Source organism: Psychrobacter sp. TWR1-1-1, from assembly GCF_049895865.1.
GTDB lineage: Bacteria > Pseudomonadota > Gammaproteobacteria > Pseudomonadales > Moraxellaceae > Psychrobacter > Psychrobacter immobilis_A.
The window spans coordinates 1-21,529 of record NZ_JAFCTE010000021.1; the positions used below are offsets into that span (position 1 = coordinate 1).

Consider the following 21,529-nt stretch of genomic DNA (forward strand, 5'->3'; position numbering starts at 1 on the left):
TAGGATTCAAAAGGGCTTGAGCTATAAATCGCCAAGACAGGTGTGGTTTGATTATTATCGTCAAGCTGCGTAATTAAAATCTCCCAAGTTTGGTTCTACGGATTTGACGGCAGGGGTCAGTATTCCGTCAGTACAGCGCTATATATAGTTAAAAAATTACAAAATGAACGTCTAGAAAGACACTTTCATATACTGACTAAGAGCTACTATAAGGATGATGACGAGACCAGTATTCATGTTCCAATATCGTTTTTCATATCAAGCGTGAGCACGGTAGCGTTTTTTGCAATAGGTGGTTTATTCATTGGTAAAAATAAAGGTTTTTTTACTAAAAATATCCCCTATTTGGGGGAAGGGTTTTACTATATTATAGTAATTGTTATGGCTTTAATTGTAGTACATGAGTTTTCAATTCCATTTGGAAGACTGGCTTGGACGATAGGGAAAAGAACTAAAAACCCATGCGCTGCATTAGTACTAATAATTTGTATGTTATTTATTTTCATAACTGCTATAGGTGCCGCTCTTATTTTGAGCAAATATTGGGCTTAACTTTAAAAACAGATTTATAACCAAATATTTTTTTCCAAAAGAGTCACTTTCCATAATATACGTTATAGAAGTAAAAATATTTTTTCATACTGTATGAGCAAAAATTCAGGTAATTGATGAAATATTTTAATTATTCTTTACTTTGAATCTAATCAATAAGGGCCAAGAAACCTTACTCCATTAAAGTGAATTAAGTGGGAAGGAGCATCTGCTACCCATACCTCTGTTTCCCATGCGATTTCGCCAAGATAACGACCCATGAGAGCTCTATTCGGAAAAGCTGTCACATAAACTAGCCCAGCAGTTGACTCTGAAAACAACTTAGAAAGCTCTTCATATCTTTTTCCGTCAACAGGTCCGTGGCTAGTGACAGATTCAACTAATAATAGCCAGTTTTTTTCAGTATAGTGCAATACTACGTCAGGCATTTTACCGTGTGAACCTACATTAACATTCAGTCCTTTCAGTAGTTCTTCATCAAAATATCCCCATTTCTTTTCTGTATCACCTGCATAGATTAATATACTGTTTGGTGCAAAGCGTGATGCAAAATCTTCAATAATATCTCTAATGAGCTCGCTATGAATACCAGGACTTAAGGTTATTTCTTTATCTTCTGCAACCCTTACAGGAATACGATTTTGCTCTCGCTCTTTAGCATAACGCTCAACAAGTGATGTGCGATCGGCTAAATAGCGTTCTAGATGGCTAGACCATGATGTAGTCCCATAAGTACGAAGCAGGGTCAATATGTGAGGTTCAATCTGATAAACGGCTTTGGGGCTATTTACTGCACGATCTGGTTTGTCTGGATTATAAAGAGCTATTCCTGCATCGCAGAATTGGTGCATTGTTTGACGGCGAAAGGTCTCTCTAGAATTAGGCGCATAATATTTCCCATATTGATTATGTGCCCAACTCATTATCGGTGTGATACCCATCAATGGGCTTTCTGCCTGTGACCATGTTTTTTCTGGCGTAAGATTCAAAAGGGCTAATAAACATAAAGCGGAGCGCTCATTCTGCTGTTGAGAAGGCAAACCTAACGCAGCTATTATTTTTTGCGCATCTTCAAGGTGAACATTTCTATCATTCATTAAGTTAAATCTCTAAATTGAGCATCAATGCTTTCTTGTGTAATATTTTCTTGTTCTAAAGCCCACTTACCAAGTTTAAGTAGGTTTTCACGGCTAGGATACTTCATCTGCTTAAGATCTGTCGCATTGACCTGAGTATGGCCACTAAATCGCCTAAAATGCTCATCTACTGCTGTAGTGTTCAGATATATCATAAGCCCACTTGCTAATGCCTCAGGCAGGCCGTTTTTATTGTCGTGGAATACGTTTAAATGGTTTTCAAACCCTAGCATCGTATATTCGCTAAAGTCAGTAGGAGTGATCAAGTTTGCAACCACACGCCGCCTTTCCTCCTTCGATGAAAAGCGTTTCACTACACAGTAAAACCCGTTCGGGTAAAGCCATTTACAAGTATCGTTATTGGCTATAATCGCATTAGATTTTTTAAAGTTAGGTATAGGCCATGTGGTTTTATACGCCTTCAAATGGGCTGGATAAATCAATGGCATCGCCCCTTCTTCAGGCATGTCTCGTAAATACGCTTTCAATCGAAAATCAACGACTGGACCGGTTGATAGTTTTACACCAATGTCAGTCATGGAGTAACGTACAGCAGATGATAATTCGATAGCACTTTTATCAGTCGTAGTCTGCACATGAATAAACCGTTCTATATCATCGGGGAATACTATGCGTTCAAAAGGAATTTCACAGTCAGTTAGGTCAGAAAAGCTATCGTCAGTAGATGTTGAAATAGTAACAGTGCCCTGCTCTCCATCGCGCTCCAAACAAATAATTATATTCTCTTGTAGTACCTGATCATCGCTAAAAGCTTTGCTACGCGATTCAAACAAGTGCATCCGACGGATCGCTGCCCTTTCAAGAATAAAGTTACGGAAAGGACGATAATAAGGGCCGTTGCAGAAGCTTCGTGGGATGATAGCTACCATTTGGCCGCCTGGAGCCATCTCTCCCAACGCTAAAGCTATAAAAGCAGAATATAAATTTACGGTTTCAATACCAACACTACTTAAAGCTAGACGATGTTTGGATTTGCTATTAATTTTTTTATAAGGTGGGTTTAGAATTGCGTGAGTATAACCTTGATCCTGCAGACCTTTCTCTGTTGCCAGTTTGATGTAATCGTCAGAGAGAATACGAGTTGTAACATGATCGTATGAATTTAGGTGCTGACTAAGATAGTCAGTTAGTCCTTTATCAATTTCGAAGGCGGTTACCTCAACAGAGTTGAATCCAAACCCATTGGCTGTCCAGCGATCAAGAAACGCGCAAGTTAAAGTACCTATTCCTGCACCTGCATCTAGTAAGTGACAGGTTTTAATATTGCTAGGTGGAAAAAGAGAAGCCATAAATCTAGCTACACTTGAAGGCGTCATAAACTGCCCAAACTCAGCTTTATGTTTTTGCGTGGTACTACGCGCTAATTTAAGGCGCACACTATCTGCAGTGTCTAACTGTTGAAGCATATTAGATCCATTTACTGATCATCAGGTGATACGTAGGCATAGCCTTACGTATAATTTATAATAGGCAGACATACTAACACTTTTGAATAACTCTTCTATAGCGCTAAACGCTCAAATCCATTTACCATAACGTCTGTTATGGAATCAAGACGCGGTTCTCTATACGGAGCTATCATTATTACCAAAGAAGCTTAATGAAAAAAAAGCCTCCATTACAGGGCCTTTTCTGTTATATCGGTGTTTATGAAAAAACCGCCTCGAGTAGCCTTATCTAGATCCTAAAAAAATAACGTAGGTATAACTTTTTAGTTCAGTGAACGCCTTGAATGGTATGGCTTTACGAGGAATTTATAATTGACGAAAGTGCAATGAGAGCGTAAACTCAAGTGCTAGAAACGACTAACCCCCAGAGACGGCAATCTCTGGGGGTTAGATGAATTTTAATCTGTGTCAGCAGATATAAAACCCATTTTTCGATACGGATATTTTATATCAGCAGGCGCACCAATACAAGTGTGCGTGATGTTAATACTACCGGAAATATACGAAACACTCCCCTACAAGCCCTATTGCACCGATGATTTAGGTAGTCTTGTCATTCGTCCAAGACAAATTGCCGTCAAAATGCGGTACATTCAGCACAATCCCCCTTGCATGACTCACTTCATCTGCTTAGACATTGATCATAAGCATGGTGCAATGCGTTGGGCAGAAGAATACCTACCACCGCCACGGTGGACAAGCCAAAACCCATCAAATGGACACGCTCACATCGTTTATGAGCTAAAAACGCCTGTTTGCACTAGTGAGCATGGTAGCCGTAAAGCTCTAGACTACCTTGCCAAGATACAAGCAGGGCTTGTCAGAGAGACAAGAGCAGATACTGGCTATACCAACTTCATCACCAAGAACCCGATGCACGAGCATTGGCGTACCGAAGTATGGACAAAAGAAGCCTACGAGCTAAATTATCTAGCGGATTTCGTTGATCTTAGACCTTTAACGGCTACCGAGAAAGAATTCGGACTTGGTAGGAACTGCTCCTTGTTCGATACCGTTCGCCATTGGGCTTATTCTGCAATTAGAGAGCATCGAGGGAAGACTTGGGAGCAATGGTACAACTCAGTGCTTAAACATGCTCAAAGCGTGAATATGATGTTTTCGGAGCCATTACCATACTCAGAAATTAAAGCTACTGCAAAAAGCATTGCCAAGTATTGCTGGAAACGTGATGCTTACCACTATAACGAGTTTATCTATCGTCAGGCATTGAAAGGTAGCAAAGGCGGTAAAGCTAGTAATTCACCAAATGGAGGGGTTGCAAGGTCAGCAAAGTATAATGCTAAGAGAGCCAAAGCAATTAAGCTTAAAGATCTAAACCTTACTACGAAAGAAATAGCGATAGAGCTAGGCGTATCAGACCGAACAATACGAAACTGGCTAAAAAAACCAATTTTTTAAGGCGGAAAGTGCAAGCCTAAATCAGATAACAGCTATTTTATAGGTTTGATAGAATTGGTCGTAAACATTTTGAATCCGTAAAGAGTCTAGTAGCTCCCTAAGTATGTATACTACTTGTGGTGCATTGAACTTACTAACTCAGGTGATTTCTCAGAGTTATCACCCTATCAGCCGATCTAATAGTCTCAGGCCTGTGAGCTATAAAGACTCTTGTGATATTTAAATTCTCGATAGTCTTATTAATTTTTCTCTCAGTCTCTACATCCAGATGGCTAGTTGCTTCATCCAAAAATAAAATTTTAGGTTTTTGGTAAAAAGCTCTTGCTATAAATATCCTCTGCTTTTGTCCCCCTGAGAGTATGCTACCCATATCGCCAATTAATGTTTGATATCCCATTGGCATGCTCATGATTTCATCATGAATGGATGCTAATTTTGCACACTGAACTACCCAAAGCATATCTATACTTTCATCAAAAAAGCTAATATTTTCTAACAAGGAACCTGCAAACAGTACATCATCTTGTGCAACACAGGCAATTAACTTTCTTGAATTTAATTCCGCTATATTTTTAATGTTTTTTCCCGCAATAAGAATCTCACCAGAACTAGGCCTTAATTCACCTATCATCAAACTCATTAGAGTACTCTTACCGCAACCAGTCTCTCCAACTATTGCGACAGATTCTTTATCTTTGATATATAGAGATACATCTTTTAAGATATAATCCTCATCTTCTGAGTACTTGAAGCTAATATTCTTCACTTTAATATCTGAAGTAACCTCTTCAAGTTCTATCGAGTCTAATTCCGGTAGGTATTGTGAACGCTCTTGGTCTTGTAGAACGATATCAGCTAGCCTTTCTCCATGAATATTTAACATCTTTAATTCAACATATTTGTCGATTAGAGAGCTGACGCGACTACCAAACTGAGACTTATAAGCTAAAAAGGCAATTAACACACCTACAGTAAACTCTCCTTCAATAACAAAACTTGCTCCCAAGTAGACAACTATTAAATTTTCTAAACCGAAAATAATCCCATTTGCAAACTGGAATAGCAAGTTCAGTTTTTGGGTTTTTAACCCAGCGTTCACTTGATTGACAAATAGTGACAACCAACTTGATTGTCTATACTCTTGCTTATCATAACGCTTAATGGCTTTGATACCTCTCATACTTTCCATAAAGTGTGTGGATTGCTGAGCAGCATGCACAATTTGTTCTTCTGTAGCTCTTTGTAAAGGTATGTACCAAATCCATCTCATAGTTGCATAAATTATCAAGGATATAATGACTACGATTGATAGTGATGGACTATACATAAACATTAAACTAAGCGTAAAAATCGTCATTAAGCCATCTAAAATAGCGGTCAAAAAAGTTGTGGTTAATGTTGATTGAATAGCATCTATGGAACTAAATCGAGAAACAACATCTCCTAAATGGCGTTTTTGGAAGTATGTAGTTGGTAAGTGTAGTAAATGATTGAATATACTTGATTTCCACTGTACATTTAAAGTCGTTGACAAGTACATTCCGATCCATGATTGGAGTAAGCTAATGCTATTATTTAGTAACATTAACAGACCAAAGCCGACAACTAACGTTGTCAATAAATTGATATCAGCAGATAAAATTACATGATCTATTACCCACTGCATAAAAAGCGGTGTAATTAAAGAGAACAGTTCCAAGACTAGTGCTAAAATAAAAACTTGACTTAGAGAAAGCCATATTCCTTTTATACCTCCAAAAAGGCGGAATATATTAATAGTTGTTTTTTCTGTTTTTTGTTCAAAATTTGCATGTGTCCACAACTCTAAAGCGACACCTGTAAAGTATTTTGAAGCATCTTTTATACTTACAGTCCTCTCACCCAATGCAGGATCTAAAACTATTATTTTTCTTGCCGAAACAGAAGTTAGGACAACAAAATGGTTCATATCCCAGTGCAAAATACAAGGTAATCTTAGCTGATTTAATTCATCTAAATCTAATCTTACCGGTCGAGTTTTTAAATCAATACTATTTGCAATGGCAATGATTCTTTGAAGTGTTGCGCCTTTTTGAGAGATAGTATGTTTTTGCCTTAGAGTAAGTAGGTCAGTATAGTAACCATGGTAACTGGCTATCATAGCTAGACATGCAAGACCGCACTCTGAGGATTCGGTTTGTAGGATGATCTTAGTACGTCTTATAAGACCGAACGATAGTGATTTTAGATAACTATTATTTGTCACGATACTAAATTTTTCCAGTTATACTGTATATTGGCTCTAATACCCATTCATAGAGTTTACGACGTTCTTGTAATACATCTGCTTGCAAAGTCATACCTACTTGTAGTGGTAGGTACTTACCGTACGTCTTAATATTTTGGTAGCTTAGTTCAGCTTGTACTAAGTACATAGGTTCATTGTTCACTTGCTCTTGTAAAGATACCGTACCAATACTAGGGATATTTTGAGCAGCGACGGCTGTTTTTGCAATTGAACTAATTCTAGCTTTAGCATGCCCAAACTTTTGATAAGGATATGCCTGATAACGTAATAAAACCACATCATCAATCTCTATAAAACCAATAGCACGATCTGGCACATATAGCTGTGCAATTAATACATTATTCTGAGGTAAAATAGTCATTAGCGGTTTAGAGGGATCTATATACTGTCCAGTTTGAGCATACATACTACTTACAACACCAGATTGCGAAGCTCGAATAACCAAACTTTCACCTGCTTTTACTTCTGCCAGCTGCTGTTCATTATCGTACAACAACCTATCCAGCTGAGATAATTGATTCTTATGCTCATGCTTTAGCTGTTCTATAGTATATATTTGCTCACTAATTTGCTTTTCTAGTGAAAATCTATTATTTTCTAAACTATCTTTCCCTTCAATCGCTAAAAGATAATCCATTTTTTTAGAATCGAAATCTTCTTTGGAAACAGCACCTATTTCTAATATCGAACTATAATTTTCATACAACTTTTTCTTGTTTTCTATTTCCTCATCTTGTAGCTTTATTGAAGCGATTATTTGATTTAGCTCACTCTCTAGTCTGGATTTTTGCATAAGGTATATTTGGACTTGAAGTTCGTGCGCTTTATCAATTTGATATTTTTCTATATCAAGAGCAACAGCTTTGTTCTTTAACTCTTTATTAATCGCCTCTGATGTACTTCCTTCACTATCATATCTTACTGTTGAGATACTATAGAGTGCATCATCTTTTTTAACTACTTGACCTTCATTAACTAGTTGTTCGCTAATAATACCCTGCGAGCTGCTGTAAATTTGTACTAATCCATCCTTTGGAACAAGTTGACCTTGAACCGTATTGCGCTTGGTATAACCTCCAAAAAAGATAAAAATAATAATAACCAAACCTACAGCTAATGAACACAAAGTCAAAAAAGTAAAGCTAAAGGGGCGAGTTAAAATAACATTACCTGCCCATTTCTTGTTTTTTGACTCTAAAACTTCTTTCCGGAAAATATTTTCATTATTGGACATGGTTTATTCTTAGCAGGTTGGCTAGCGATAAGATTGATTTCTATTAACTAACTGAATAAGTTATTTTACTATAGAAATAACATCGTTTAATGCTAAACCAAATAATAGACTATCGATCTTATCCTTCTCATAATTATTAAACTCTGCCAAAATATCTTTAACAGACACAATGGCTCTTTCGAATAAAAACCTTACTAACTTTTCACTAATATCATCAATAGTTATTTTATTTCCATTAATTACTACGAAATTTTCTTCAGAAAAATACAATAGGTTAGTGTTTACAATTACTTTTGTATCTATATGTAGCGAATTTAAGCTATTATTCCCTAAAATATCTAATGATATTTGTGTAGGTAATCTTTGATTACCTATATGTTGAGTTAGAAATTCTTCATAATAGGATTGATCATTCAAAATTTTCGAAAAGTCCTCAGAAATTTCTCTTAGTGTCTGTTTATCTTTATCAAATGAACTAAAGTTACGACGACATCCTAATATATTTGGAGTATGCTTTAGCAGCCAATTCATATACTCAAATCCAGTAGGAGCGAAAGTACCAACTGCTAGATGGAACGTCTCTTCTCCTATAGGTAGTGGGTTATGCCACCAACCTCGAGGAACATAAAGTATATCTCCAGCCTCTAAAACAACATCCATATATACTTCTTCAGGTTCTTTGATATTTTTGAAGTTTTTTGTTTGCTGCATATATAAAGGTAACTCAAAATTTGGTGCTTTTAATATCCACCGTTTTCTTCCAATTAGCTGCACCGCAAAAACGTCTCTAGTATCCCAATGAGCCATGTAAGATGATTTGCTACTAAAAGCTGCATAACCACTAGTAACAACATGAGCATTAGCAAAGTTCGCAATTTGCTTGCTAATTCGGTCTATTTTTGGCTCATTAGTAATGCGGTTATATACCAGTGTCGCACCATCTCTTAGATAGTCATACAACACTGGACGAACCATACGAAATTCTGTCTTACCGAGATTGTCATAAGTTTCAACGTATTTATTTTTTGGTACTTCGTATCCACTCATCAACTTAAATTTTTCATCAGATACATCAGCACGACTATATACTTCATTTACATAATCCCAGCTAAAATCTATATCTTCTGCTGCACTCTTAAATAAGAAAGGCTTTTTGTATAAATAATTTAATTCAAATTCAGATTTTTCAATATTAAATTTAATTTTCATTTGTTTAATCCCTTTAAAAACAAGGTGCTCTTATAATAAAAACCCTTAACCTATTATAAATATACAAAGATATACAACCCTATAGAGTTGTATATCTATTTTATCCACATTAGCTTATTTATAAAGGATTTTTAAGTGGCATTTTCCCTATCTTGTATTTTGTATTTTGTTAACTGTATTTCTCTTTTTATGATAATTAAGGTTAATATTGCTATAAGTGATATTTCAGCATTAGCCCCTAATTTCTCTTTACCTAGTATATATTCGTAAATAGACATACCTACTATTAGAAGTAAGACTATGAATATAAAATAGAATAAGGCTACCGCAAAACGTAAAAAATTTTTATCAGTAATCACAACCGTCACCATATCCTGAACCATCTTTTTTACTGTCTTGATACCAATCGTAACCACCAGCTACACCGCCAATAACTGCACCAGCAGCAGCACCATATACACCTGCTCTCGATCCTGTTACAGCACCTCTAACTATTCCAGATGTTACAAGTGCTGCTCCGGTAGCGCCACCAGCACCTCCTCCCATTATGACGCCATTGAGAGTATCCAGTGCATTCCCTCCACCTGATACAATTGTTATTTCTCTAATGTCTAGCTCTCTCATTTTTATCTCCATTAAATGATGATACAACAGCCAATTTTTTGATAATTAGCTAGTAATAAATATATATAATTCTAAAAATTAAAAAATAACACCTCCTATTAGAAATAAAGTATTTTATAAAAAGATAATATCATTAAAAAATTCACTATTCTAATAGGCTATTTATATTATCTTATTTTGATTTGAAGTATTATATTGAGTAATATATAGCAGTTTTTATTAGTATAGATTGTATGTACTAAATGTGAAATAACTTATAGAATTATAATAGCTATTATAAAAATAGTTTTTGATAACTATTTTTCATATAACCGAGTAAAATTTTCACTTCATAATTTTTTATTATGAAATATCAATAGATATTAGCAAGTAATATAAATCAAACCTTAGAAGCATACAGTTGTTCATTAAAAACATGAAATAGTAATGCTAGTAATAATCATTGTCAACAAATATATTTTTTTATTGTGGAAAAAGGCTTGCTCATAACCCAAGAAAGCTGTTGGCGAGGTACTTATCTCAACTAACAAAAATTATTACATGTGTTCAAATAAATTTGAGTATTTGAGTATTTGAGTATTTGAGTATTTGAGTGATAAAGGCCGTTGATATTATTAGCTCACAGCTTAGCGTTCAATTTTTCACTAAGGTACCGAACCAGTGATAGCACCTGATTGGTCCGCTATAGGTATACCCCAGCGGAACCAGCTATTTCACCCCAAAAATCTATTAACAGACCACTTAAAACAGACTGCTATAATGGAACCACTTATAACAGACTATTTTAGGTGTTTATGTTTATCAGAGCGTATCTACGAGCGTCAACCAAAGAGCAAGACGCTAAGCGTGCCAAAAGCGAACTCATAGCATTTGCCAACGATCATGGCCACAAAATTGCTGCCTTCTATGTCGAAAATGAATCAGGAGCTACCTTGGTGCGACCCAAGCTTATGCAGCTGATTGAAGATGCTCATAAAGGCGATATTATCTTAGTTGAGCAGATTGATCGCTTGGCGCGTTTGAATCAAGCTGATTGGGATACGCTCAAAAAAATGCTATCAGAAAAAATGCTATCTATCGTATCAAAAGAGCTGCCCACCTCCTATATGGCCCTCCAATCTGAAAACAGCACTGAATTTATGAGCAGTATATTGCAGGCCATTAACTCGATGCTGCTGGATATGCTCGCTGCTATCGCTCGAAAAGATTATGAAGATCGCCGTAATCGGCAGCAGCAAGGTATTGCTCGTGCTAAGGCAGAAGGTAAGTACTTAGGACGTAGGAAAGATACTGAAAAGCGCAAAATCATCGCTAGTCTACTCAAATCAGGTCATAGCTATTCTGAGATACAAAGTATGACCAAGTGCTCACGGCATCTTATTGCTGTTATAGCTAAAGAAGTAAGGTAATACTCAAATACTCAAATACTCAAATACTCAAATACTCAAATACTCAAATACTCAAATACTCAAAAAAATATATCGTTCGTTGTCAAGTTAGTATTTATCAAACTACCAATTAGATAATGTTGAGTCTCAGATACTCCCGGGGCGATTCAGCTACTCGAAATAGTCTCCAAGGATCTGGAAAAATCTTGCTCACATAATTATGTATCTTAGGTCTTATCTGACGTAAAGTGACTCTCAACGCTAATAAGATTACAAGGATGTGATCAAATGACTCAGGCTACCCATCAAACACCTAACGTTAAAGCTCAGTTAAACGTATGTATTATAAATTCGTCCGGAAATTCCGGTAAGACTATTAGTGGTAGGTGGCTAGTTAAACCACGCCTCCAAGATCCAATATATTTCAGAATTGGATACAACAATAGAAATATTAGTGGAGATGAGATTTTTGCACCTGTAGAAAAGCTTTCAGATGTACATGTTGAGCTAATAATGATGGATACATCCGTTATTGTTGAAGTGGAAATGTCTGAATTCGAGCGTACTATTGATCGGATGATTAAAATGAGGGGTTGTCATGAAGATTATGATTTCTTCCTAGTGCCAGTGGTTGATTCATCACCCAAATTAATCGCCGATAGTATTGGAACGATCAAAATATTAGTCAACATGGGCATACCTCCTCATAAAATCAGAATACTGTTTAACAGAGATCCTGGTAGATACTCTGCCTATGACTATTTTGAAGAACTGACAGATACGCTTAATGAGCTTAAAATACCTTATGATCTGAACGCTCAGTTTCAATGTTATGACTTTTACGAAAAACTAGAGGCACTAAACCTTTCGTTCGAAGATCTCACAGAACATAATTTAATAGAAGCGAAGGCACACTTAAAGAAAATATCAGAGAAAGGCAGAATTCATAGATTAACGGATACTGAGAAGGCAGCAAAAGCATTCTACGTTCAAGTTGTGCTGGTTCAAAGAGCTGCCCTTGCCTATAAATCAGAACATGATGAAGTGTTTGAAATCTTATTTCAAAATTATCCAGAGTCTGATATGGCTGAAAATTGTTAGACTAACTACCCATTAAAATTCGTAAGTGAGCTTATCATTCAGACTAAGATCACAAAGGGTATTTCTATCTTCTAAAGAATAATAGTTGCCAGCATCAAAGCAAATGTTACCATCTATACAATTACTCACATATTCACATGCGTATATACTCATTTGAGTAAAAACTTATATGAGTATATACTCAAATACGGAATCATTTTCATGAAAGTAATAGCGGTATTAAATCAAAAGGGTGGCAGCGGCAAAACGACTATCGCTACTCAATTAGCCCGGGGACTACAGCTGCAAGGGCATAGTGTGCTGTTAGTTGATAGCGACCAACAGGGTAGTGCGCGTGATTGGAGAGCAGTTGATGAAGATAACCCTGTGCCAGTTATTGGATTAGATAGACCGACTTTGGATAAAGATTTAAAAAACGTATCTGATAAAGAATTTGTAGTTATTGACGGTTCTCCGCAAGCAACCACTCTTGCTATATCTGCAATTAAGGCTGCTGATTTTGTACTGATACCAGTACAACCAAGTCCTTACGATGTCTGGGCTACTAGTGATCTAGTAGATCTAATTAAACAACGTATTGAGATGACTGATGATAAATTGAAGGCTGCTTTTGTAGTATCTAGGGCAATCCAAAATACCAATATCGGCAAAGAAGTGGCAACTGTTTTATTGGATTATGGTTTACCTGTTCTAGATACTCGGATAATGCAGCGTGTCAGCTATCCAAATAGTGCTTCATTAGGCAAAACAGTATTTGATACAGAATCAGCTAATAGCAATGCTGTGCAAGAAATGACGGCTTTGGTCAATGAAGTTAAAACATTTTTCAATGAATAATGAGGTGTGAATATGAAAGCAGGTAGGCCAAGTAAAGACGCCAAAAATACCTTGAATTTGTCAGACGTGACTAACACTCCAAAAAGAATAGCAAGAGTTAACTTCAATCTTGATGAAGAAAAGTACATATTATTAAAGCAATATGCACTGAATAACCGTAAGACAGTAACTCAGCTACTCACCGATATGATTGATGAAAAAGTGGTTGAGCGATAAATAAAATATATTGAGATTCATACCTTAATTTGGTATATGTATGTAATTTTAAGGGAAGTTACACTGGATTAAGGATGGTGTTGAAGTGGCTTTTTTAAGATGCCTAATTATCTTATCCTCCTATCCTTGCTGCGACTGCCTAGCTAGGCTCGTAGGTGTTACTAAATGATTGTAATCTGCTACCAAAGCAGGGCTACGAACAATACGTCCTAAATACTCATCGTTTAGCTCATCAATATGGTATAGCTAATTTTTTAAGTATAATAGAAATCCATAGTTAATCGCTGCTTAGAGAAGTAGTTATATTTGGGAATTCCGTGATAAATAAGAACGAGCATTTAAATGAAAAAGCTGCATGGTATTATGCTTGGGGCAACTTTCTATCAGTACTGAGCACACTGTTTGGTATAGTGCCTGCCGTAATGGGTTTCATGAGCAATAATTCTGAGCTATGCTATCAAGGGCTCAATTTTTTTATAGTTAGTTTTGCTCTGATAATGGCTCTTAGGAGTGGTTATTTTCTTAGTGACAGAACATTAAAAAGAGGCTGGAAACATTGGTTAGAAATAAACGAGGACAAGATTAAGAAAACCGATAAGATAACAGTGTTATTAATGGTATTAGTATTCATTTTTTTGATAGCAAGAGATTTCTACGGTGTCAATAAAGGGTTTATCTCTATAGCTAATTCTGTTCTATCAGGTATCTTCGCATAGTAATCAATCATCAAAACTCAGGATTACAATCTTGTTGCGCTTTAACTGTCCTTGCGACAAAAATTCCACCTATTTCGGCATTAGGATAACTTTTGAGAACTACATTTTTTACAGCTCTAAAATGGCATCCTGAAGTTAGGACATCGTCAAAGATAATAATTAGATCAGATTCAGCATCATATCCTAGTATATCTCGCATCTCATATTGATCTTCAAGAGCTTTGAGAGCTTCTACCCCACGGCTTTTATTGGTAGTAGATGAGGCTTCTCTATTTCTAGTCTGATAAATATTGTTTGCAATTATGTTATGTGGATTGTTTGATAGCTTTTCAGCTTTTATAAGAATCTGGTTCATTCTGTCATCAAACTGTTCGTGTGTGTCTATTTTAGATGGCGGTACAGGAATCCAATAGACAGTTTTTTCGTCGGTTGCAAGATTATCCATTGCTGATGAAATAAATCTAGCTACACGCGTCATGGCTTGTTCTTTATAACCCCATTGCATAGTCCCCTTTGTATCAGGTGACTTTTTTAAATTGTAAATAAGACTATTTCCTTCAGTATGAAAGCTTGATCCTGAACTATATTCTTGTAAATATACGATAGAATCAGTTGTCTCAAGATGCTCATAACTCTCTATATCGTCTGCATCAAGTGTTATAAACCTTAAGCTCATTCCATACCTCTTCTGAAGTCTTCATAATCTTTTAACTGTACTGCACCTTTTTTGTTATACCTCTCAGGCCAAGTAATTTTTGGATTTCTAAAATTATTATCTAGGATAAATAATTTTCGTCCTTGGTTTAAGGCGGCTCTTGCCTGAGTTAATGTACCTGATGTCTCACCCGCTTCTATAATTATAGTGGCGTGAGATAGGGCGGACATAGTTGCATTGCGTTCAGGAAAAAAGAAGCGGTTGAACCTGAAGTCTTGCTGCGAATACCTTTCAAATGGTATTTGGCTGAGCAATAGATATTCTTGAGCAATTTTATCCTGTAGAGCCTTATTTTTCTTAGGATAATACTGATCTATTGGTGTGCCTATTACAGCAATTGTTTTGCCCCCCAATTCGATAGCTGTAGTATGCGCAGTGGTATCAATACCTTCTGCCAAGCCTGACATTATTGTATAGCCATCTTCAACCAATAGTTTTACCAATTTTTTAGTACGTTTTATTCCATCTGCACTAGGTTTTCGTGAACCGACTATAGATACAATTTTCTTGTCGTATATTAAATTCCAATCGCCAATAAAATATAATAGTTCAATAGGATTAGTAGCGTCTTTCAACTGGGTAGGATAATCAATGGTATGGTTGATTTTTACACCAAAAGCAGATTTTTTTAGATTTTTCAATCTTGCCTGTATTCTAGGATAGAATCGCTCAATTTCCTTGTGTTCCACTAACTCTGAAGGTACGGATTCAGGGTTTTTTTTGAATAGATCAGATATTGTCTTGAAACTGGCATCCTTTTGCGTCCAAAGGTACTCGTAAGCAGCAACTTCCTTCGACTCGCTAATAGGGTTTATATCGAAAAAAACTTGGGATTTGTTCATCTTCTGCTCTCCTTCAGAGACAAATAATTATTTTGGCGATGATACATTAGGTATAGTTTTATTAAACAAATCTATATCTGACATACCTTTGAGGCCAACCAGCTCATCTCTTATATTTTTCAAATGTTCAATAGCTTCTAATATAAGATATAGACTCTCAATCAAACTATTTCTTTTGCTATTTTGGTCAATTCGAAATCCAGATTGAGTTATTGCTACTTCATTGCTATCCTGATGAAAATTTGACATTTCATGCATAAAACGCCCTGTTTTATGGCTAATTTTATAGATATTAAAGACATCAAGCATAGAGTCAAATCTTGAATCATGGCGGACTAAGCGTTCAAGATTACGTATGTTATAGCTATCGTCAAATAGGTACATACTATAGATTGAGTTCTCCATACGAATATTTTTTGAAACCTGTCCATCACGAGATTTAGAAACCCAAGATTCTGCTAATAACTGCTCGTATAGGCTTCGTACATTATTTTCAAAAGATACTAACTTTCCTATAATAACTGTATCTTCAGAAAATTTATCTCTATAACTCATATAAGTGCTTACGATATAAATAAATAAAATGTCGACATAAGCAGATAGAGAGCTATTAAACTTGCTTAGATTTTTTGATTCGATATCATTGATACATAAACCTTTGATTTCATTTCTTATTTTTAAATCAAACTTGTTTGACACCTTCAAGCATAATCCAGAAACACGCTCTATCTCTCTGCCATAAGTCTTAAATGCATCAAAACTGTCAATCACTATGGAATAGTTTTCTTCCAACTCATCATAAATGTCGTTCTGACGGTTATTCGAAATACTTTCAACTATGGGACGTAAATCTGCTTGATAGATGTAATTATTATTTATTTGGACTAATGTGGAAGGTATATGAACCTCTTTAAGTTCCTCTTTGTTAATGATCTTTACTATCTGACCATTCTTCGTATTTCTAATTAGCATGCCACTGTTAACAAATACTCCGTCCTCAATGCCTTTATTAATATCCGAGTCGCTGAAAATATGTTTATTCATAATAAAATTATCCAAAAACCTGCTATTAAGTTTATTTTGTAAAAATATTATTTTCTTTAACTATTTTTGTGGCTAAAGACAAATATTTTCTAAGAAAAATTTTGTCTTTAGTAAAGTAGGAATCAATAGAGAGTGAGGGTTAATAATCTAAATAATATTTTATTGGACGCTCTTTGAGGTCGGAAGTTTCCCAAACACTGTGTGAGTCAGTGTTTAAGTCGAATGTACATATATACGGATTTCAAGATACTCTCGATCCCTTATATGAAACTAATGATCTAACAAGTACTCTTCTAGCGCATCGTTAATCATGTCTTGATAGTTTCCACCAGTCTTCTTCGCCTTATCCTGGAATCTTGCAATGATACTAGGACTCACGATATTGGCACCTACCATAGAATCAGATGACACTACGCTGCCACGGGTCGCACCCGACCAATCAGTGACTTCAGGTATATCAGACAAATCAATATCATGATCTGAAAGCGTAGCCAATCGTTGCAAGTTTGCTTCTTGCTCAGTGCTTAAAGACGGTAACTCATTTGCTTTATAGCTAACCTTGTTCATAAAACCTCCTTTCAGCCTTGGTGGCACGTCGTGCTGATATGATACGAATAACCTCACTACCCTCACTATCTCTTTGAGTATGAGCGACCAGTAGTACCGCCATCCCATTCACTGCACCAAGTGCTTGCCACCGCTCTTCACCATTTTCATATCGGTCTTGTTGACGCAAACACAAAGGATCAAAAAATACACGAGCTGCTTCTTCAAAGGATAAGCCATGTTTGCGTTGATTACTGCTATTTTTCTGTTCATCCCATTCAAATTCAATCATTGATCACGGTCTTCAAGCGTATTGGTGCTAGACACTGTCTGATAATCAAAAGACAGCGGTATGCTATTGGTTTCTGCTACCTGATGCAAAAATAACTTAATGGCTTGTGAAGGCGTTAAACCATAGCCTTCAAGCACTGAAAACGCCTTGTCTTTTAACTCTTGATCCAGACGAATATTATAATTGGTTGTGCTCATAGCAGTACTTATCGCTTATTTATGTACCCTTAATATAAACGATAAGTGTACCTAACTCAATCACTCTAGCGTTTTATACTGTCACGAATAGTGACAGTATAAAACGCTATTCGTCCAAGTCACGCAGGAAACCATCAATTTTCTGTTCTAGCTCTTTTTGTATGACGTAGAGTTCGCTCGCGCTACATTCTCTTAGCATACTTTCCTCATCTTTTAGCTCAAACATCTTTTTAAGTATGCTATCGCTATGAGCTTCGTTTTCTAAACCAAAGGTGTTAAGACGACCCATTTGACGGTAGTATTCTCGTTGCGCCTCTTCAAACATCATGAAATGGTTACTTGCTACTGATATACCTTCAATACTCATGAATTACTCCTTTTTACACTAGGAAAATGTCCCTTTATGAAATTTTTATTTATTTATCATCAATAACTTACTTATCAAGAAGAGATCTATTGCTTTTGATTATAGCTTTTCTTTTCATTTCCTCTAACAAAGCATCGTAATCTATTTCTTCAACGTCTTGTTCATCACTTTTAGAATCATCATCAATATCTGTATCGCTCTCTTGAATCGGTTCACCACCTTTCAGATCAACAAAAGTTTGTTCAGAGGCTTCATGTTTAATCTCAACCTTACCATTAGAATTATCTGTAGAGACAGATGATTTCTTTGAGTCTTTTCTATAGCGGTAAAGATAATTGGTCAGTGTGCCAGTCGTTAGAATGAGGTCATGGCGCTCAGCTAATATCTCAACCACACCTTCATAAGTATATGAAACAGCTAGCTCTTCAATCACTTCATAAAGATCACGAAATTTGGAAAACTTTGTTCTCTTAGCCATAAATTGCTCTCTATCTGGTTTTTAGCGGTCATTAATATGAGTACAAGGTGCTAATTACATTTGCTCATAATTTGCTAGCGAAATGCTCGTGATTTGCTTAGTTTTTGCTTGTAGTTTGCTCATAATACAGCAGTCTCATGATATTTGCTCATAATTTGCTAGCGAAATGCTCGTAGTTTGCTTAGTTTTTGCTTGTGTAACGCTCTTATAAGCCTTTTTAGCTAAAAAGGCTTACTACAGGTAGAAAATAACCGATTTTTCTACCTGCTTTTTGGTCATTAAATTATCCAATTTAATGACTACACCTTACGCACCCTAAAGGGATGAAAAAAAGCGTCTTAAATCAGCAACTTACCTGATTTAAGACGCTTTTTTCTGCATGCAAAATGCAAACAAAATGAGTTTAAGTATCTGATTTTTATGATATATTACTGTATACAATTTGCAAACAAGGATAGTCATGAGTACCCCTACCGTATCATTTAGATTAAAGCCAGAAGTCTACCTAAAACTAGAAGCGATAGCAGCAGAGGCAGGGCAAACGCCTGGTGGCTACTTAAAGAAAAAGCTGGAGTCAGATACCAATGACTTCCTTGAAGACCTTCAGTTTATGAAAGGAGATATTAGTGAAATACTGCACTTATTGCAGTCAGACGACGAAGGGTCAAAGGCGGCAGAGAACACATCAAATCAGAATGGTAGGGTCAAGGCTTTGATGCCGATAGTGCTAGAATCATTATTGATATTAAGAGAGGTAGCAGCACCTAATAAAGTTGGCAATGCTCAAAGATTAGTCGATAAAGCAGGAATAAAAGCATACAATAGTTTGGATTAATAATTAAATATAGATTTCCCTTGTCTCAGCTGAGACAAGGGCTTTTTTGAGAAGCTATTTGACTAATAATAGATTGATCCTTGATAGCGTAGTCATAAAAATCACTGGGATTCTAACGATCTTCCGAAGATTTTAGTTGATATAAACAATCATGGAACTGTGCAAGCTCATATAAGCCGTCTAAAAAGGTTAAAAACTTTTACCTATGAACCTCCCCAGGATTGTCGGAGACTCAACATTTTGAGAGAATACGACAATGAAAAGACAAACCTACACTTCTGAGATTAAAGAACGCGCCGTTCGTATGCTAATCGAAGCAACAAACGGCTATCCCTCTACATGGTCAGCCATTCAAGCCATTGCCCCTAAGATTGGCTGTACGCCTGAAACCCTACGATCATGGCATAAAAAACACATCGTTCAAACTATTCCTGCCTCAGTGCAAGCGCAAAGTGACAAAGAACGCATCAAAGAGCTTGAACGCGAGAATAAAGAGCTTAAGCAAGCTAATGAAATCATCAGAAAGGCTGCGGCTTTTTTCGCCCAGGCGGAGCTCGACCGCACGCCTTAGTAATGATCAGTGTTATTGATGATAACAAAGCTAAGTATGGGGTCGAGCTGGTCTGTAGAGTCCTACCGATTGCCCCGTCAACTTATTATCGTGCTCAAGACTTAAGCGACAACCCACACAAGCGTTCACTACGCAGTCAGTATGACGACTTCTACATCAGTGAAATCAGACGCATCTGGCAGGACAGTAAATGCCGTTATGGTGTGCGTAAGGTTTGGCAGCAGATGAAAGCTGATGGGTTAAAGGTTGCTCGTTGTACCATAGAGCGTTTAATGAGACAGCATGGCTTACAAGGTATCTGACGCGGTAAGGGTAAGTTACCACCAACAGCCGTGACGACCAGAAGCGTGCTGATGACTTGGTCAATCGTAACTTCTATGCCCATCGTCCTAATCAGCTATGGGTTGCTGACTTCACCTATATCAAGACGACAAGCGGCTGGGTCTATACCGCTTTTATTATTGATGTGTTTGCTCGCGCTATCATTGGCTGGAAAGTATCGAATCGCATGAATACCGATATGGTGATGGCGGCGTTAAATCAAGCAATAGCAGATAGAAACTATCCCAAAGATGTGATTCATCAAAGTGATCGAGGGGTTCAGTATTTATCCATTCGCTATACCGATAAGATGAAGGACTCTAGCGTGATTGCTTCTGTTGGTACAACAGGCGATTCATACGACAATGCATTGGCTGAAACGGTCAATGGGCTTTACACGTCTGAGGTGATTCATTGTTTAAAGCAGAACTGGACTGGTGTGAAGGATGTTGAACTGCCAACCCTTGAGTGGGTAGATTAGTTCGAGACTTTCTCAAACTTTGTGTAACTGCTTATAATCCATTAACTGAGGAATAAGCAGTGACTACTCAATATGGCGTTAAAAAACCGAACGTCTGCTTTAAGGCGCGTTCGAATTACATTGATGACCATGTATGTCAGCAACCATTCTATCTAAATGACCGTTACACCGTTTCTTCAGCATAATTTACTTGTCGAATGACCCTTTTAAAAAATGCAAAGGCATCTTCAGCTCCTTTTAATGCTTGTTGGCGTTGTGTTAGTGTCAATTTTAAGCCATCTAAGTGCTCTTTAAATTCACGCCAATGCACCATTCTGCCATCTTTATGTGCAGATAGGTGTTTTGCACCATGAGTACTTGTAAGTTCAATTTTTTGAGCTTCTTTATATAAAATTGCGGCGCCTAAATTTGAACCTTCAGAGCAATAAAGCCAACCAATAGATTCAAACTCACCTGGACTAGGTATAGCCTCATCGACTAACATAGTCTTAACGTGAAGGTCTTGCATGTCCATGGCTATTTGTTCTAAGCGCGATAGACTATTAAGTCCCTTAATCTTAAGGTTTAAGCTGGGATTCTCATAGATAGGTTTCAAAACTTCGTGAAAAGCATTTTGTGCTTGTAAAAATTTACTGTAATTTTCTATAGAAGC

23 protein-coding genes, 1 pseudogene and 1 other annotated feature are annotated in these 21,529 nt (G+C 36.6%); of the genes and pseudogenes, 8 read left to right on the plus strand and 16 right to left on the minus strand.

From position 1 onward, the window contains the following. Positions 1 to 704: 704 nt before the first annotated feature. Together ACP69U_RS12795 and ACP69U_RS12800 are read right to left on the minus strand one after the other, a co-directional pair. The gene (locus ACP69U_RS12795) at positions 705 to 1,649 is read right to left on the minus strand and encodes a BsuBI/PstI family type II restriction endonuclease (protein WP_426138704.1); all 945 of its coding nucleotides are present in this window, start codon (positions 1,647 to 1,649) and stop codon (positions 705 to 707) included. Next, positions 1,649 to 3,115 carry an Eco57I restriction-modification methylase domain-containing protein gene (locus ACP69U_RS12800; RefSeq protein WP_426138705.1) on the minus strand — a complete coding sequence of 489 codons (1,467 nt, stop codon included), beginning with the start codon at positions 3,113 to 3,115 and terminating at the stop codon, positions 1,649 to 1,651. The genes ACP69U_RS12795 and ACP69U_RS12800 overlap by 1 nt, the downstream gene beginning before the upstream one ends. Positions 3,116 to 3,637: 522 nt before the next feature. On the opposite strand from ACP69U_RS12800, the gene ACP69U_RS12805 reads away from it, so the two are divergent. Next, positions 3,638 to 4,576: a replication initiation protein gene (locus ACP69U_RS12805; protein ID WP_426138706.1), complete on the plus strand. Its 939-nt coding sequence runs from the start codon at positions 3,638 to 3,640 to the stop codon at positions 4,574 to 4,576. A gap of 133 nt (positions 4,577 to 4,709) precedes the next feature. Here the strand turns inward: ACP69U_RS12805 and ACP69U_RS12810 are convergent, their stop codons facing one another. The 5 genes from ACP69U_RS12810 to ACP69U_RS12830 form a co-directional block, all read right to left on the minus strand. After that, a complete protein-coding gene (locus tag ACP69U_RS12810) occupies positions 4,710 to 6,821 on the minus strand; it encodes a peptidase domain-containing ABC transporter (protein WP_426138707.1) in 2,112 nt (703 codons plus the stop codon). Between the two features lie 4 nt (positions 6,822 to 6,825). After that, the gene (locus ACP69U_RS12815; RefSeq protein ID WP_426138708.1) at positions 6,826 to 8,097 is read right to left on the minus strand and encodes an HlyD family secretion protein; all 1,272 of its coding nucleotides are present in this window, start codon (positions 8,095 to 8,097) and stop codon (positions 6,826 to 6,828) included. Positions 8,098 to 8,157: 60 nt separating this feature from the next. After that, positions 8,158 to 9,306 (minus strand): JmjC domain-containing protein, encoded by a 1,149-nt coding sequence (locus tag ACP69U_RS12820; protein ID WP_426138709.1) that lies wholly within the window; start codon positions 9,304 to 9,306, stop codon positions 8,158 to 8,160. A gap of 131 nt (positions 9,307 to 9,437) precedes the next feature. Beyond that, the gene (locus tag ACP69U_RS12825) at positions 9,438 to 9,665 is read right to left on the minus strand and encodes a hypothetical protein (RefSeq protein WP_426138710.1); all 228 of its coding nucleotides are present in this window, start codon (positions 9,663 to 9,665) and stop codon (positions 9,438 to 9,440) included. Then, positions 9,655 to 9,930: a hypothetical protein gene (locus tag ACP69U_RS12830; RefSeq protein WP_426138711.1), complete on the minus strand. Its 276-nt coding sequence runs from the start codon at positions 9,928 to 9,930 to the stop codon at positions 9,655 to 9,657. Before ACP69U_RS12830 ends, ACP69U_RS12825 begins: the two co-directional genes overlap by 11 nt. Before the next feature lie 794 nt (positions 9,931 to 10,724). On the opposite strand from ACP69U_RS12830, the gene ACP69U_RS12835 reads away from it, so the two are divergent. From ACP69U_RS12835 to ACP69U_RS12855, 5 genes are all read left to right on the plus strand, one after another. Further along, the gene (locus ACP69U_RS12835) at positions 10,725 to 11,339 is read left to right on the plus strand and encodes a recombinase family protein (protein WP_426138712.1); all 615 of its coding nucleotides are present in this window, start codon (positions 10,725 to 10,727) and stop codon (positions 11,337 to 11,339) included. A gap of 267 nt (positions 11,340 to 11,606) precedes the next feature. Then, complete coding sequence (locus ACP69U_RS12840) at positions 11,607 to 12,419, plus strand: hypothetical protein (protein WP_426138713.1); 813 nt, start codon at positions 11,607 to 11,609, stop codon at positions 12,417 to 12,419. Positions 12,420 to 12,620: 201 nt separating this feature from the next. Next, positions 12,621 to 13,256: a ParA family partition ATPase gene (gene parA, locus ACP69U_RS12845; RefSeq protein ID WP_426138714.1), complete on the plus strand. Its 636-nt coding sequence runs from the start codon at positions 12,621 to 12,623 to the stop codon at positions 13,254 to 13,256. 12 nt (positions 13,257 to 13,268) lie between these two features. Next, on the plus strand, positions 13,269 to 13,472 hold the full coding sequence (locus ACP69U_RS12850; protein WP_426138716.1) for a plasmid partition protein ParG: 204 nt from the start codon (positions 13,269 to 13,271) through the stop codon (positions 13,470 to 13,472). 317 nt (positions 13,473 to 13,789) lie between these two features. After that, positions 13,790 to 14,188: a hypothetical protein gene (locus ACP69U_RS12855; RefSeq protein ID WP_426138717.1), complete on the plus strand. Its 399-nt coding sequence runs from the start codon at positions 13,790 to 13,792 to the stop codon at positions 14,186 to 14,188. Positions 14,189 to 14,198: 10 nt separating this feature from the next. Here the strand turns inward: ACP69U_RS12855 and ACP69U_RS12860 are convergent, their stop codons facing one another. The 8 genes from ACP69U_RS12860 to ACP69U_RS12895 all read right to left on the minus strand — a co-directional run bounded on the left by ACP69U_RS12860 (position 14,199) and on the right by ACP69U_RS12895 (position 18,669). After that, the gene (locus ACP69U_RS12860; protein ID WP_426138718.1) at positions 14,199 to 14,864 is read right to left on the minus strand and encodes a hypothetical protein; all 666 of its coding nucleotides are present in this window, start codon (positions 14,862 to 14,864) and stop codon (positions 14,199 to 14,201) included. Beyond that, positions 14,861 to 15,745, minus strand: a complete 885-nt coding sequence (locus tag ACP69U_RS12865; RefSeq protein ID WP_426138719.1) for a DNA-processing protein DprA — start codon at positions 15,743 to 15,745, stop codon at positions 14,861 to 14,863. The genes ACP69U_RS12860 and ACP69U_RS12865 overlap by 4 nt, the downstream gene beginning before the upstream one ends. Positions 15,746 to 15,772: 27 nt before the next feature. Next, positions 15,773 to 16,789, minus strand: coding sequence for a hypothetical protein (locus ACP69U_RS12870; protein ID WP_426138720.1), 1,017 nt, complete (start codon positions 16,787 to 16,789; stop codon positions 15,773 to 15,775). 270 nt (positions 16,790 to 17,059) lie between these two features. Further along, positions 17,060 to 17,356: a hypothetical protein gene (locus ACP69U_RS12875; protein WP_426138721.1), complete on the minus strand. Its 297-nt coding sequence runs from the start codon at positions 17,354 to 17,356 to the stop codon at positions 17,060 to 17,062. Further along, entirely contained in the window at positions 17,343 to 17,627 is a 285-nt protein-coding gene (locus tag ACP69U_RS12880) for a BrnT family toxin (RefSeq protein ID WP_426138722.1), read from the minus strand. Before ACP69U_RS12880 ends, ACP69U_RS12875 begins: the two co-directional genes overlap by 14 nt. Continuing rightward, positions 17,624 to 17,824 carry a type II toxin-antitoxin system RelB/DinJ family antitoxin gene (locus ACP69U_RS12885; protein ID WP_426138723.1) on the minus strand — a complete coding sequence of 67 codons (201 nt, stop codon included), beginning with the start codon at positions 17,822 to 17,824 and terminating at the stop codon, positions 17,624 to 17,626. The genes ACP69U_RS12880 and ACP69U_RS12885 overlap by 4 nt, the downstream gene beginning before the upstream one ends. A gap of 106 nt (positions 17,825 to 17,930) precedes the next feature. After that, a complete protein-coding gene (locus tag ACP69U_RS12890) occupies positions 17,931 to 18,191 on the minus strand; it encodes a hypothetical protein (RefSeq protein WP_426138724.1) in 261 nt (86 codons plus the stop codon). A gap of 67 nt (positions 18,192 to 18,258) precedes the next feature. Continuing rightward, positions 18,259 to 18,669, minus strand: coding sequence for a hypothetical protein (locus ACP69U_RS12895; protein WP_426138725.1), 411 nt, complete (start codon positions 18,667 to 18,669; stop codon positions 18,259 to 18,261). A gap of 460 nt (positions 18,670 to 19,129) precedes the next feature. Between ACP69U_RS12895 and ACP69U_RS12900 the strand changes: the two genes are divergently transcribed. Both ACP69U_RS12900 and ACP69U_RS12905 read left to right on the plus strand, forming a co-directional pair. Next, positions 19,130 to 19,504 carry a hypothetical protein gene (locus ACP69U_RS12900; protein WP_426138726.1) on the plus strand — a complete coding sequence of 125 codons (375 nt, stop codon included), beginning with the start codon at positions 19,130 to 19,132 and terminating at the stop codon, positions 19,502 to 19,504. Between the two features lie 256 nt (positions 19,505 to 19,760). Then, positions 19,761 to 20,874 (plus strand): annotated as a pseudogene (locus ACP69U_RS12905) (IS3 family transposase); the annotation flags it as partial. After that, positions 20,036 to 20,152: a sequence feature (AL1L pseudoknot), on the plus strand. Its footprint overlaps the pseudogene before it by 117 nt. Before the next feature lie 166 nt (positions 20,875 to 21,040). On the opposite strand, the gene ACP69U_RS12910 reads toward ACP69U_RS12905, so the two are convergent. After that, positions 21,041 to 21,529: biliverdin-producing heme oxygenase (locus tag ACP69U_RS12910; RefSeq protein WP_426138727.1), on the minus strand; the 489-nt coding region annotated here is incomplete at its 5' end.